General features: G+C 55.6%; 11 protein-coding genes and 1 riboswitch. Of the genes, 2 read left to right on the top strand and 9 right to left on the bottom strand.

Annotated features, from left to right (window positions below):
• Together ACETWG_00305 and ACETWG_00300 are read right to left on the bottom strand one after the other, a co-directional pair.
• A partial coding sequence (locus ACETWG_00305) for a DNA polymerase I (GenBank protein ID MFB0515030.1) occupies window positions 1-295 on the bottom strand: 295 nt, incomplete at its 3' end.
• A gap of 129 nt (window positions 296-424) precedes the next feature.
• Window positions 425-2,986, bottom strand: a complete 2,562-nt coding sequence (locus ACETWG_00300) for a TonB-dependent receptor (protein ID MFB0515029.1) — start codon at window positions 2,984-2,986, stop codon at window positions 425-427.
• Window positions 2,977-3,088, bottom strand: a riboswitch (TPP riboswitch). (Overlaps the previous gene by 10 nt.)
• Window positions 3,089-3,256: 168 nt before the next feature.
• On the opposite strand from ACETWG_00300, the gene ACETWG_00295 reads away from it, so the two are divergent.
• Together ACETWG_00295 and add are read left to right on the top strand one after the other, a co-directional pair.
• Window positions 3,257-5,302, top strand: a complete 2,046-nt coding sequence (locus ACETWG_00295) for an OPT family oligopeptide transporter (protein ID MFB0515028.1) — start codon at window positions 3,257-3,259, stop codon at window positions 5,300-5,302.
• 76 nt (window positions 5,303-5,378) lie between these two features.
• The gene (gene add, locus ACETWG_00290) at window positions 5,379-6,434 is read left to right on the top strand and encodes an adenosine deaminase (protein ID MFB0515027.1); all 1,056 of its coding nucleotides are present in this window, start codon (window positions 5,379-5,381) and stop codon (window positions 6,432-6,434) included.
• Here the strand turns inward: add and ACETWG_00285 are convergent.
• From ACETWG_00285 to ACETWG_00255, 7 genes are all read right to left on the bottom strand, one after another.
• Window positions 6,424-8,805: a hypothetical protein gene (locus ACETWG_00285; protein ID MFB0515026.1), complete on the bottom strand. Its 2,382-nt coding sequence runs from the start codon at window positions 8,803-8,805 to the stop codon at window positions 6,424-6,426. The two genes, add and ACETWG_00285, sit on opposite strands and share 11 nt — an antisense overlap.
• Window positions 8,802-9,269: a 6,7-dimethyl-8-ribityllumazine synthase gene (gene ribH, locus ACETWG_00280; protein ID MFB0515025.1), complete on the bottom strand. Its 468-nt coding sequence runs from the start codon at window positions 9,267-9,269 to the stop codon at window positions 8,802-8,804. The genes ACETWG_00285 and ribH overlap by 4 nt, the downstream gene beginning before the upstream one ends.
• A 9-nt stretch (window positions 9,270-9,278) precedes the next feature.
• A complete protein-coding gene (locus tag ACETWG_00275) occupies window positions 9,279-10,475 on the bottom strand; it encodes a bifunctional 3,4-dihydroxy-2-butanone-4-phosphate synthase/GTP cyclohydrolase II (GenBank protein MFB0515024.1) in 1,197 nt (398 codons plus the stop codon).
• Between the two features lie 2 nt (window positions 10,476-10,477).
• Complete coding sequence (locus ACETWG_00270; GenBank protein MFB0515023.1) at window positions 10,478-11,128, bottom strand: riboflavin synthase; 651 nt, start codon at window positions 11,126-11,128, stop codon at window positions 10,478-10,480.
• Window positions 11,128-12,306, bottom strand: a complete 1,179-nt coding sequence (gene ribD / locus ACETWG_00265; protein ID MFB0515022.1) for a bifunctional diaminohydroxyphosphoribosylaminopyrimidine deaminase/5-amino-6-(5-phosphoribosylamino)uracil reductase RibD — start codon at window positions 12,304-12,306, stop codon at window positions 11,128-11,130. The genes ACETWG_00270 and ribD overlap by 1 nt, the downstream gene beginning before the upstream one ends.
• An 8-nt stretch (window positions 12,307-12,314) precedes the next feature.
• Window positions 12,315-13,385 carry a site-2 protease family protein gene (locus tag ACETWG_00260; GenBank protein MFB0515021.1) on the bottom strand — a complete coding sequence of 357 codons (1,071 nt, stop codon included), beginning with the start codon at window positions 13,383-13,385 and terminating at the stop codon, window positions 12,315-12,317.
• Between the two features lie 40 nt (window positions 13,386-13,425).
• Window positions 13,426-13,812, bottom strand: a 387-nt coding sequence (locus tag ACETWG_00255) for a hypothetical protein (GenBank protein ID MFB0515020.1), incomplete at its 5' end; no start/stop codon positions are given.

Raw genomic sequence — 13,812 nt, 5'->3', positions numbered from 1 at the left:
GCACCCGGTCCAGGGGTTCAATCTGCGAGATCAATTCATCGGGCATCTTCTCCCGAGTGGCTTTATACTCAGTATATATCTGGTGACGGAACGTCTTCTCCTTGGCATCGAAGACGATGGCTAGATGGTCCGGGGATTCGTCTCGCAGCAGGCGAATCAACGAGCTCATGAAACCGAAAATCCCCGACGTGACCTGTCCGGTGGAGGTCATCAGGGGATTGTTCATCATGGCAAAATGGGCCCGGTAGAGCAGGGCTGTGCCATCCAGAACGAACAGTCGTTCACGCTCAGTCATAGCTGCGAAACATTTTAGTCAATTTACAGGGAATCAACAAGGTTGGATTCACTCCCCAGCCGCTGTACGATCGCAAATAGCCAAAACTCCCTTGACGGGGCCTTGGCCATGGACAACCTGGATGTTGAGCTATAGGCTAGCTGAGACGGTGACGAAGTAATTACGATCCGCTGCCGGGTAAAGACAGCGCTCATAATCCCAGTAGCCGGTGGTCTCGTATTCTGTGTTCAACAGGTTGTTGACCTTGAAGTGGACCCCCAAGCCTTGCAGGCCCCACAGGTTCTCACCTTCCCAAGAAAGGTCGAAGTTAGCCACATTATAGGGATCAACAATCCGGGCCTCATCCTGGGTGTTATCCAGATACTGACTGCCCACTGACCTCAATGATAATATCGCAGTCAAAGACTTGAGTTGGTAACGAGCCCATAGATTTACCAAGTACAGTGGGAAAAGCGGAATCGTGTTCCCCGAGAAATCATACTGCTTCCCACCATAATCATGGTAGATGAATTTCTGGTAATAATTCTGGCTCGCTGCGATATTGCCAGCCACCGTTAGATTTAGCGGTAGCTGCAACGAGCCTTCGATTTCAATCCCCCCGTGAATGGCCACATCAGCATTGCCTTTGATCGGTTCACCGTCGTCATCCACGCCACCGTAGGGTACAATCTCATTATCAAACATCATCTGGTACAGGGTCAGATCGACGGAAATGTCGCGCCCGTGGTATCCAACACCGAGTTCAAGGTCCAGAAGCCCCTCCGGCTTGGTCCGGGGATCACTCCAGCGGAGGTAGTCGATCCCGCCCCCGCTTCTCACAGTGTCGGCCTGCTCGAACAAGGGTTGAACACCCAGGTCATCGGGACCATCCCACACGTCGAACAGATCATCATCCGAAGGTTCCCGGCTGGCTTTCCCTATATAAAGAAAGGTATTAAGCTTCGGATTAATGTTGTAATTAATACCCAGCCGGGGATGGAAGAATCCGTAGGTTACGTCATAGGCGTTCCGCAGCTCGCCCGTGAAATTGCCAGCCTCCCGCTGCATGAACGAATAGGTCTTATACTGGTACTGCAATTCACCAAGCAGGGACAAACCCTCCAGGGGCCGGACCATTACCTGAACGAAAGGCGAGATCCAGAACTTCTTTCCATCATAGCGGTAGTACGGGTCTTCAGGACTCCCGTGCAGTGAGACGTACTTCGCCCAGAGTACCTTGCCGAAGTGATCGCTTTCGAAAGTGCTGACCTCACCGCCGGCGGTCACTGTCCCGCGCTCGAATTCCCACGTCAGCGTCGGCACCCAACCGTATTGATCCTTAATCACCCATTTCTGCCGCACCAAGTCGGTCCTTTTCAGCGCGTACTGACCGTCCTCCTGGAACAAAACATCATCTTCCCCATCATCGTCCAGGTCAACACCTTCATAATATTTCACCGAGTCCTTCCCGAAGAGACCGGGATCGGTGGTGGTGAACGGACTAATTGCGAAGTCCTTCATCTTCCGGGCGAATTTGAGCTGCTCGTAATACCCCTCGCCGTGGATATAGAAGAGAGTGTTCCGCAGCGTCAGATTCTCCCCCAGACGCCACTCGTGATGGAACTCGTAGTGGGGCTGGTTGAAGTTGTCCGTCTCATTCTCGTAGTAAGAATAAGGATTATGCTTGTGGTCACTTGCCAGCTCACTTTCCGGGCTCGGATCCCACGCGGCATGGGCCCGTTCAGGACCGCCGTACACATTCAGCTTCATGGTGGTCTTACGACCGTACCGGACACCACTCAAGAAATAAGACCACAGCTCCGACCAGGCGTCGTGCCGATACCCGTCGCTGGTGATCCGAGAGAAGCGCGCATAAAAAGAATAAGAATTTTCAATCAACCCCGAGAGGAAATCGAGGCTGAATTTCCGGGTATTATAGCTGCCGGCTCCTATTTCCACTCCGAAACGCCGCCGGTCCGGGAAGTTGGTGGTCACCAGGTTGACCGAACCCCCGAAAGCATTCCGCCCCTGTAGCGAGATGCCCACTCCACGCTGTACCTGAATGTCGGCCACGTTGGCCAGCAGGTTGGGCACATCGATCCAATACACGTTATGGTCTTCCGGATCGTTCAGCGGCACACCATCAATGGAGACATTGATCCGCCGCTGGTCAAATCCCCGCAATTTCAATGCGGTGTAGCCGACCCCATTTCCGGCATCAGACCAGCTGTAGATACCCGGCAACGTTTCCAGCATCATAGGGATGTCCTGCGTTGTCCAGCTCTCCTCGATCCGCTCCCGGCTGAGATCGGTGAACGGGATCGGCGTTTCCCGACGGCGAGCTCTGCCACCGGTTACAATGACCTCCTGGCCCGGGAGAACCATCGGTTGTAGGAGGAATTCAACGCTCGCCTGTTCAGGTATGGAAACCTGCTGCTTGGCGACCTGGTAGCCGATCATGCTCGCGCTGACCGTATACTCGCCTGCCAGCACCGCTGTGATCAGGAAGTGGCCCAAGGAATCCGTGGCTGCACCGATTCTGAGCTCTTCGACCAGGACGTTAGCGCCGTGCAATGGCCGACCGGTGGTTGCATCGATCACCCCCCCGGTGAGCGCCTCTGCGCCCCAAACGTATTGGACGGCGAGCAGGAATGAAAGAAGTACATACAGGGAAGCTTTAAGAAAAGTGGAATTATAGAGGACAGGCTTCATAATGAGTTCCCTCCGCTGGTATTATCCAGATCAGGTTCAACGGGTTTGTTCTCAGCCATCCGCCCAGAAACGTATAGACGAACAGCACCCCATTATATGCAAAGTTACGTTGCCTGAAGCCGTCCCCTCAAGCGAATCCACCGGAGCTATAGAATCTGACTTCTCTTAGATGGGAGGGCGCCTCGCTATCATTAAGGTCGTTTAAAGGAATTGGATCACTTGTGAGCGATTGATTACCTTTACGGCCAACTTATTCCGCGAGGTACATGCATGAAGTCACTCCCCGAGATCACTGTCAAAGCGATCATCCTCGGTGTGGTGCTGTCCGTTTTACTGGGTGGGGCCAATGCCTACCTGGGGTTGTTCGCCGGTATGACCGTGTCAGCCTCGATCCCTGCTGCCGTGATCTCCATGGGCATCCTGCGCCTGTTTCGTGAACATAACATTTTGGAAAACAATATTGTACAGACAGCCGCATCTGCCGGGGAAGCTCTGGCCGCCGGGGCCATATTTACCCTGCCTGCACTCGTCATGATGGGCTATTGGGTAAGCTTTGACTACTTCTGGGTAACCCTCATCATGGGCCTCGGGGGACTCGTCGGCGTTCTGTTCACCATTCCCCTCCGGCGCTCTATGATCGTGGAAAGCCAACTCACCTTCCCCGAAGGTGTGGCTACAGCGGAAGTCCTGAGAGCCGGTGAAACCGGCGGGCAGGCTATCGTCTACATCGCCATGGCCGGTGTGATCGGGGCCCTGTTCAAATTCGGCGAATTGGGCCTGCGCATCTGGACCGCCACCGTCGAACTTGCTCATCGTGTAGGCGGATCCCTGGCCTACTTCGGTTCCAACCTCTCCCCCGCCCTTATCTCCGTGGGATACATCGTCCGACTGAACATCGCCGTATTGGTCTTTCTTGGCGGTGCCATCAACTGGTTTATTGCGATCCCTATTGTCGCCAGCAGCCTCGACTGGCCAACCTACGAGCGCGCAGCCCCACCAGCAGGTGAAGAGCAGTGGAATACCTTTTTCATTGAGCTGCAGGAGCCTGAGGCCAACCTGACAGCCGAGGAACTTGCTGCCCTTGAGGCCGAGAACCAGGCCCTCCGGGAGCAGGTAGGCCAGCCGGTGGAAGCCGTCGATTGGGCCAATAGAATCTGGTCGAATCGGACGCGCTATCTGGGCGTTGGCGCGATGGTTGTGGGCGGACTCTGGGCTCTCATCAGTCTCGGCAGCTCCATCCTACTGGGAATTCGGACGGGCCTGCGGCAGTTCCGGGGCGGGATCCAGGCAGCGGCCATCGAGCGAACCGATATGGATACCCCCATGCAATTCGTCCTCATAGCGCTGGTCATCTCCGTGATCCCTATCTTCTTGATCTACCAGGCTGTGGTAGGCCAACTGTACGTGAGTTTTCCTATGGCCCTGGTGATGTTAGTGGCCGGCTTTCTGTTTTCGGCAGTGGCAGCCTATATGGCCGGTCTGGTCGGTTCATCGAATAATCCCATTTCCGGCGTGACCATTGCCACCATCCTATTCTCCAGCCTTTTACTGCTCGTCCTTTTGGGCAGTGAATCACCAGTGGGTGCTCCCGCAGCTATCATGATCGGTGCCGTAGTGTGCGCCGCCGCTGCTATCGCCGGCGACAACATGCAAGACCTGAAAGCTGGCTTCATCGTCCGGGCCACCCCCTGGAAACAGCAGGTTATGCAGGCAGTGGGAACCCTGTCCGCCGCCCTGGTGATGGCTCCCATTCTCACGCTGCTTCTGAATGCCTACGGCTTCGGTCCGGCCACAGCCGAGCATCCTGATTCCCTCCAGGCCCCCCAGGCGACCCTCATGCGCTCCGTAGCGCAGGGAGTCTTCGGCGGCGACCTGCCCTGGGATTTCATCTTCATGGGAGGACTGATCGGCATCGCCGTCATTTCGCTGGACCAGTATCTGAAGCACCGAGGGTCCCGCTGGCATGCACCGGTACTAGCCGTTGCCGTCGGTATTTATTTGCCCCTCGAACTCAGTGTCCCCATTTTTATCGGCGGACTCCTCTCCCAGGCAGCGGAGTGGTATTATCGAAGGAGAGCAATTGCTGAGGACCGGGCAGACATCCTGCGGCAGCATGGCCTGTTATTCGCTTCCGGCCTCATTACCGGGGAAGCTCTGATAGGTATCTTAATGGCCATCCCTATTGTGCTGACCGGAAACCGCGAAGTGCTGGCCATCATCTCCGAGCCCCTGGGCAGCTGGCCGGGACTGCTCCTATTGGCAGGGGTTGTCGCGTGGCTTTATCGCGTGGTCACACATACCCGCTACGCAGCATGAGAAAGGAGTCATCCCCGGATGTATAGATTAGTGCTCCTCACCTACATGAAGGCTGGAGAAATAGAAAGGAGCATACGTGGAACTTAACCTGGATTTTTTCCGACACTTACCAAAGGCGGAACTACACTGCCACCTCGACGGCTCGCCCCGGCCCGAAACCATTCTTGAACTGGCGGCGGAGCAGGGAGTGGAGCTACCTGCCAAAGATGCCGATGAACTCAAGGCCCTAATAACCATCGGCGATCGTGTCGGTTCACTGGAAGACTATATCGATCACTTCCAACTGCCCCTGAGGGTCCTCCAGACGCCTGAAGCGCTGGAGCGTGTCGCCTATGAACTGGCTGAGGACGCCTGGAATGACGGTGTCCATTATATGGAAGTACGCTACTCGCCAATCCTCCATACTCGGAGCGGAATGACCGGCGCCGAGTCTATCGAAGCGGTGAAACGGGGCCTTGATCAGGCTGATGATGATCTTGGCATTCGCACCGGTATCATCATCTGTGGTATCCGAAATATCTCCCCGGATATCTCCCTGCGCCTGGCTGACCTGGCGGTTCAATTCAAGCATAAGGGTGTCGTCGGCTTCGATCTGGCGGGAGCGGAAGAGAACTTCCCGGCCAAACACCACCAAGAAGCCTTCTTTCTGATTCTAAAGAATAATATCAATACTACCCTGCACGCTGGGGAAGCGTTCGGGCCGGAGAGCATTCACCAGGCCATCCATTACTGCGGTGCCCATCGGATCGGTCATGGAACTCGCTTGCTGGAAGACCAGGATTTGATGCACTACGTCAACGACCACCGTATCGCTCTGGAAGTGTGTCTCACCAGTAATGTACACACTAAAACCGTGCGCAGCCTGAAGGAACACCCTTTCAAATACTACTATGACCAGGGCATCCGGGTAACATTGAACACCGACAACCGCCTGGTATCCAATACGACCCTCTCACGGGAGTATCTTAAGGCCAAGGAGACCTTCGGGCTGACTCTTACTGATTTCCGGGATATTATCATCAATGGATTCAAAGCCAGTTTCCTGAGCCATCAGGAGCGTCGGGAAATAATCAAAAGGGTGGTGGATGAATTGGAGGCCGAGTTCGGAATCAAGCCGCTGATTATCGCCTGATTACCGCCACTTTCCCCACACCGGAGCGGCCACTTTCCAGATAGGCCACAATCAGATACACGCCTGAGCCGACCCATTCGCCGGCGGCGTTCTTGCCATCCCAGGCTGCCTGGTACCCCTGGACGCTCCCGTCAAGGGCGGTCAGCTCCCGCACCAGCCGGCCGCTTACCGTGAAAATCTTCACTGTCGATCCCTGGCGTAAACCGTCGACAATCAGTTCCCTGTCCGAAGGAATACGGTAGGGGCTGGGAAAAATCACCAGCTCATCGTAATGAGCCAACTCTTTCTTGAAGGGAATTTTCAGGGCGGAAATGCCCTTGGAGGTGGCAAGATAGGCCACCCCCTCATCATCATCGAGGAAAATATCCAGAATCTCATCCGAAATAAGCGCACTATTCCCGACGTTGATCCCCTCCACGCTGGGCCAGAAGGTGGTGTTATCCAGGAGTACCCAAAGGCCGTGCTGCGGTGTGGTGATCCATTTATTATTCTGCGCATCAACCCTGATCTTGGACCCCTCAACAAATGGGATTTCACGCAGGAAAGGACCGAAATTTGTAAATGGTCGGAGGGTGAGGCCCGGATCTACATAGTAACCCATTATCCCATCCGGGGTTACTGTCCACAGTACCTGGTTCCGATCGAAGATCAACGACCAGACAGTATTGGAGTGATCCGGCTCCAGTCTGGCTGATACACGCGTCCATTGATCGTCGGTCTTGTCCTCCAATGTGGGCCCATAGTCCAGCACCGCAATCCCGCCAGGACTGCCCCAGTAGGCGGTCACTTCGCTGCCCACCCATACTCTTCCGTCACCGTCAAAGGCAATTTCGGTGGGAGCCATATTGAGGGCATTTCCACTCTCCTCCGGAGTGAAGTGCTCCCAGTCTTCACCAGTCGTGTACACAGCCAGAACGTGTTCCTTCAGGGGCGAGAACGGATTGGCGATCCAGATATTGCCCGCTGCGTCCGGGACCATATTCCGAATGGTAATAAACACAAAATCTCTGGTCGCATCGTGGAGACCGTCCAGCGCTCCACCGGCCGTGTCGTAGGGCATGTATCCAGCCACATCGTTGATATCCACACGCATGATGCCCGCGCCAGTATGGGGATTCCCTTTGAAACCAACCAAAAGATCTCCGTCCGGCAGCTCCAGCAGGTTCCACGACTGTTTGCCGTGGTAATAAATGGTATCCGCAAGGAAGAATGGGCTGCTCTCCACCGCGTAATTATCGTGTATGCGGTCCTCTTCCCTCCCCGATGCAAACCAGTAACTGGGCATCAGACAATACCAGGACTTGCCGTTGAACCGCGAGATGCCCCCCGGCCCGCTGGCAATTAGATCACCAGTCTTCAGCTTCAGAACCGAAGAACATATTTTCGAAGCCATGGTATTGGGTTTCAGGGGTGTCCAGCCCCGCGTGGTATGGTCGTACCGCGCAAGTCCCCCATCACTGAAAATGACATAGCCGATATCCTCGTCATCACTATCCACGTAGGCGAGGACGTGGCTTTCCGCCATCCGGGAAGCGAACAGGCCACCGCTGGTGGTGAGAAACCGCACGTAACGGGAGTAGGAGATGACGAAATCCCCGTTAGACCGTCGCATCAAGTGTCGCAGAGTACCACCTCCGAAGGTGCGGTACACCGACCACCCGCCCTCCGACCTTCGATGGAGCTCCCGGGGAACCATGAAATAGTGCCCGGTGGAGTCAACCAGGTACTGGACGATATCATCCCGTTCCGTCGGGGTCATGACCACCCAGGTCAGCGGATCCTTCAGGTTCGCCAGCACTACGTGATTGCCCAGTACACCGACATCGGTCGTCACATACAAGGAATCACCGTACAGGTCCAGGTCCCGAATGTCAGTGACGGTGAGCGGAAAATTGCGATAGATGTCGGCGAAGGAGTATTCCTGGCCGTCCCACCGAAATTCCACCAGACCCGCATCCTGTCCGTCCTTGAAAGCAGCGAAAGCCCGGTCCTGCCGGACCACGATGTGGAGAATCTCATCCAGGTCCAGGTCCACCGGTTTCATCCTACCGCTGGCTAGGTTAACGATCTGGATGACTCCGCAGGGCAGAGCGCCACCCAGCCAGAGCCACCCGTCACTGATAGCCAGGCATTTCAGGTCGGTATAGACCAGCCTGTCGGATACACCCAGGGTGGAGAAGGTCTCTGTGACCGGGTCGAAGATCAGGACGCCGCCCCCGGTGGCCGCGTAGACCCGACCTTCGTGAAATGCAATGTCCTGGGGGCTGATGGTGGAAGTATAATGCTGCCACTCACCGATACGACTCTGCCCCCAGCCCAAGTTCCAGGGGAGGCAAAGTAGAGCGGCGAAGGCCAGAAACCGGCGGCTCAAATGAGCTTCGATGTGAGACTGATCATCTCGATGAGACTCTGCATTGCTTCGGCCCCCCTGTTCCCCGCCTTTGTGCCGGCCCGCTCTAAAGCTTGTTCCAGGGTCATGGTCGTGAGCACACCAAAGGAAATGGGGACGGGAAGCTGCACCGAAAGCTCCGTCAAAGCACGGGTCAACCCATGAGCCAGAACGTCGAAGTGAAGGGTGCTACCTTTAATCAAGGCGCCCAAGGCGAGAATACCATCATACTTGCCGCTTTCCGCCAGCCGTTTAACAGTCGAGGGGATTTCGAACGATCCAGGTATCCAGACCACCGTCAGGTTATCAGCCTGTCCACCATGCCGAAGAAACGCATCCTCGGCACCTGTCAGCAGCTGTTGGGTGATCATGCTATTGAACCGGCTCGCGACAACAGCGATGGCCTGATCTTTCAGGGTTAGTTGACCAACGATAGAAGGCGCCATAGTCTGCTCCTATTGTAAAATTAGATGCCCTAGCTTATCTCTTTTCGCCTCTAAATACTGCTTGTTTTTGGCACTGGCCGGAATCTCGATTGGCTCCCGACCCTCCACTTCCAAGCCGTATCCGTCAAGTCCAATAATCTTCCTGGGGTTATTAGTGAGTAATCGCAGCTTGCGCACTCCCAGATCCTTGAGGATCTGAGCACCGATGCCATATTCGCGCAGATCGGGGTTAAAACCCAGCCGCTGGTTCGCCTCCACAGTATCCAGGCCTTGTTCCTGCAGACCGTAGGCCAGCAGTTTATTTTTGAGGCCGATCCCGCGCCCTTCTTGACGCAGATAGACTAATACACCTTGTCCTTCGCTATCAATTCGCTCCAAAGCCTTTTCTAGCTGCGCACCGCAATCACAGCGCAGGGAACCGAAAATATCTCCCGTCAAGCATTGGCTGTGGACCCGCACCAGGACCGGATCCTCGGTTGGAAACTCCCCCTTAATCAGGGCCAGATGGGTGTCGTGATGGATAGTGTCCTGGTAAACGGCCAGTTTAAAATCCCCGTATTTGGTGGGAAACTGCAAAGTTAGAAGCCGCTCAACCAGCTTCTCTCTGGATCGCCGGTAGGCGATGATCTCTGCTACGCTGATGATCTTCAGTCCGAATTTCTCAGCAATGGCCTCCAATCGCTCTCCGCGGGCCATGGTGCCGTCTTCATCGACGATTTCCACCAGGAGTGCGATCGGCCTGGAACCGGCGAGTATGGCAAGGTCCACGCCCGCCTCAGTATGACCTGCCCGCTGGAGCACCCCCCCGGGCTTGGCGACCAGCGGAAACAGATGGCCCGGTCGCGCCAGATCCTGCGATTGGGCCGCAGGATCCAAAAGAACCTGAAGGGTCTGCCAGCGATCCCGGGCAGAAATACCGGTCGTGGTGTTTTCAGTAGCATCTACACTCACGGTGAAGGCCGTTTCATGCAGAGCGGTGTTGCTATGTACCATGGGAGTTAGACCCAGTTCTTGGGCTCGTGCTTCGGTCAGCGGTACACAGATCAAACCCCGCCCCTCGCACATCATAAAGTTGATATCTTCCGGTTGAGCCTTCTCAGCAAGCATGATAAAATCACCTTCATCCTCACGGTCCTTGTCATCCGTGACGATGACCATCTTGCCGGCCTTAAGGTCTTCGAGAACACTTTCAATTAATTCAAACATGGCTAGCGGTCTCCAAATCCCCAACTGAGCAGCTTTTCGGGGTCAAGTTCCCCCGCACTACCAGAGGTCATCTCCAGGAAGTGCTCCAGGTAGCGGGCAAAAATATCGGTCTCAATATTTACCCGATCTCCGGTCTGCTTCCTCCCAAAGGTGGTCTTTTCCAGGGTATAGGGTATAAGTGCCACCATGAGGCCAGCAGGTGAGATCTCGGCGATCGTCAGGGAAACACCATCAAGGGCGATAGATCCCTTCGGAATGCAGTAGCGTCTCCAGTGATCCTCGATGTCGATGGTCAGGCGCACATCACCCTGATCAGCAGTTATTTCACTGATATAGCCCACGGTCTCAACGTGGCCCTGCACTATGTGGCCGTGAAAACGATCAGTGGGCTGCATAGCCCGCTCCAGGTTCACCCAATTGCCGGGGGTGAGGTCTCCCAGATTGCTTTTTTGAAGGGTCTCGGGAATCACCTGGACGGTAAAACAGTCTTCTGTTCGATTTACTATTGTCAGGCATACCCCACTGACGCAAATGCTGTGGCCGACGGTCAGATCCACCGTTACCCTCTCAGCAGCAATAACTAAAGTTCCGTAGCCCTCACCCGGACGCCGGTCAACAACCCGACCCATTTCTTCTACGATACCAGTGAACACTAGGTGTTGCTCTCCGGGATATCAGTGTGAATTGATGCTTCATAGGAAGGATTGACCGGTTCTGCCACTATCATGGTATCGCCCTCCAGATCATTCTGAGTCACCGGACGCCAATTCTTGGGAATCACCACCGCGTTGCGTAGACCCGGCCGCTTCTGGACCTCCTCATCGGCACATCGCGGTGCCGTAAACAGGACTACTTCATCCACCAGTCCCGCCCGGATGAACTCCCGATGCACCGTGGGTCCACCTTCGACCAGAAGTGTTGTGATCCCCCGCTCGCCCAGGGCATCCAGCACCTCGCTCAGGTTCACCCCCGCAGGTGATGGAGATACCTTGATCTGTTCGCCCCAGGGAGTCACTTTGGACTCGCCCACGGTGGTAAAGACCAGTGTCGGGGCAGCACCGTCTTGAAAGAGATGCAGGTTGGTTGGTAGTCGTAGATGGCTGTCCAGGACGACCCGCCGGGGGTTGGTACCAGTCACCTCCCGGACAGTAAGCCGGGGATTATCCTTTTCAGCGGCTTTACGTCCCACCAGCACCCCATCCACTTCGGCCCGCAGGCGGTGTACCCAACGACGGGACTCAGATGAGGTAAACCAGTTACCACTCTCCAGACACGCGACTACGAAATCATCCCTGGTGCGCGCAACCTTGAGGATAATGAACGGCCTACCGGTACGGATCCACTTTCTAAAACCCCTTATCAATCTGGCTCCTTCGTGCGCCAGAATTCCTTCCGTGACCTCGATCCCCGCGGCCTGGAGCTGGGCTATGCCCTCGCCGTTCACCCTGGGATTGGGATCTCGGGCGGCAATCACTACCCGGATCACACCAGCGGAGAGGAGGGCCTCGGTACATGGCGGCGTCTTTTTGTCTGCAAAGGAAACAGCGCAGGGTTCGAGGGTTATATAAGCCGTGGCACCTCTGGTTTTTTTGCCGGCACAGCCAAGGGCCTGGATCTCAGCGTGCGGCCCGCCAAATTGCCCGTGATACCCCTTACCTACTACTTTTTCGTCGCGTACAATTACACAGCCAACCGGCGGGTTAGGGCTCACACGCCCTATGCCTCGCCGGGCTAACGCGATGGCGCAGGTCATATATTTCTCGTCCCCCGGTAGCCTTCCCTGACCGCTATCCCTGCGAGCATTCATGGACGTGATCTCAGTCGCTATCACCCTTACTATCAAGCCATCTTGAAGGGCACCGGTATAAAGCACAAGATGAAAATGGCCAAACAAGCGAGGCCGATACGCAGCTCGTGAGGCGTTAAAGGCCGGTCTACATCGTGGACCGGTGGATGTTTAACGGTGCGCATGAGCAGTAGGATCAGAAACCCCCAGAAGAGCCAATTTGGTGATAGAAAGATGCCCATGGGTATAAAGGCGATGAAGATGGCCCGCCCCACCCATTCCTGTCGATCGCCAAGGAGTGCATAGGCGATATGACCCCCATCCAGCTGGGCCACCGGCAGGAGGTTGAGCATGGTGACCAGTAACCCGATCCAGCCCGCGAAGCCCACTGAATGCAGGAGCACATCCTCTTCGGGGCCCAGTCCCGGGAATATTAGCCCGGTGGCGAATTTCATCAACAGACTTTCACCCAACAAGACACTACCGGAGTCAACCGGACCAATGCTGGAAAGATGCAGACCGATGAAGATAGCCGGTAGAGCTACCAGAAAGCCGGCGATGGGTCCGGCCGCCCCGATCTCAAGCAGGGCCCGCCGATTGGGAATGGGACCCCGCATCTTAATGAAAGCGCCGAGGGTACCAATGAAAGTAATGGGCGGCGGCAGGGGGATAAAATAGGGCGGCGATACATCCACATGGTGCCGCCGGGCGTAAAAGTAGTGACCCAATTCGTGAATCCCCAGAATGGCCATGAGTGTCAGACTGAACGGCCATCCCCGGATAATGGTCCAGGGCTCCTTGAAAATATTATACCCATCTAAAATCGCCCCGGCAGCTAAGGTAGATAAAACCGTAAAAAGAAACAGGAAGACATGGGTCCGCGATAGACGTTGGGATACTGACCAAGACCGCTCACGGAGCGTCACAAACGACCGACCGTCATCCTGGTAGAAACCAGCTTCCAGGTCCAGGCCTGCGAGGGCTCTCCGGTCTGCGCCTTCCTCGGCACCCGCCCGTAGTTGATAGAAAACCACCTCGCCATCGCGCAGTTTCCCCCGGCCGTGGATAATCGCCACCCGGGACAAGGAGTCAATGCCTTTTTCAATCGCTGCAGATGTGCCCATCACTCACGCCAATGAGATCAATCAGGTAAGGTTCCAAATTTCAGGGGAGAATAATACGCCGGGGATTATACCATTTCCGAATTTTTCTGGTGGCTGGTGGAAGATACACTTCTGATGGTGTCTTCGGCAGAACCGGTTTGGATATTCCCTCCACCGTCACCGGCACCTCGTCGGAGGCCAGCATGGTCAGGTGGTTGATCCAGTTGCGACAGGCCTGGATGTAATCAGCCACCACGCTGTCAGGAAAGCCCATGGCCCGCAACGAGGTGATCATTAAGGCTGAGATCACCGGGAGGTACAGATTGGCTGGGTCCTCGTAGAATTGGTCAGTCCCTCTGATGATCTCATCGAGGGCAAACCGGCCCAGGTAGTCGCGAAAGACCGAGTCAGCCAGGGTCGAATCGGCTGACCAGATCTGGAGATAATC

The organism is Candidatus Neomarinimicrobiota bacterium, assembly GCA_041862535.1.
In the GTDB taxonomy this organism is placed as follows: domain Bacteria; phylum Fidelibacterota; class Marinisomatia; order SCGC-AAA003-L08; family TS1B11.
This window is presented reverse-complemented; position numbering and strand designations above follow the sequence as displayed.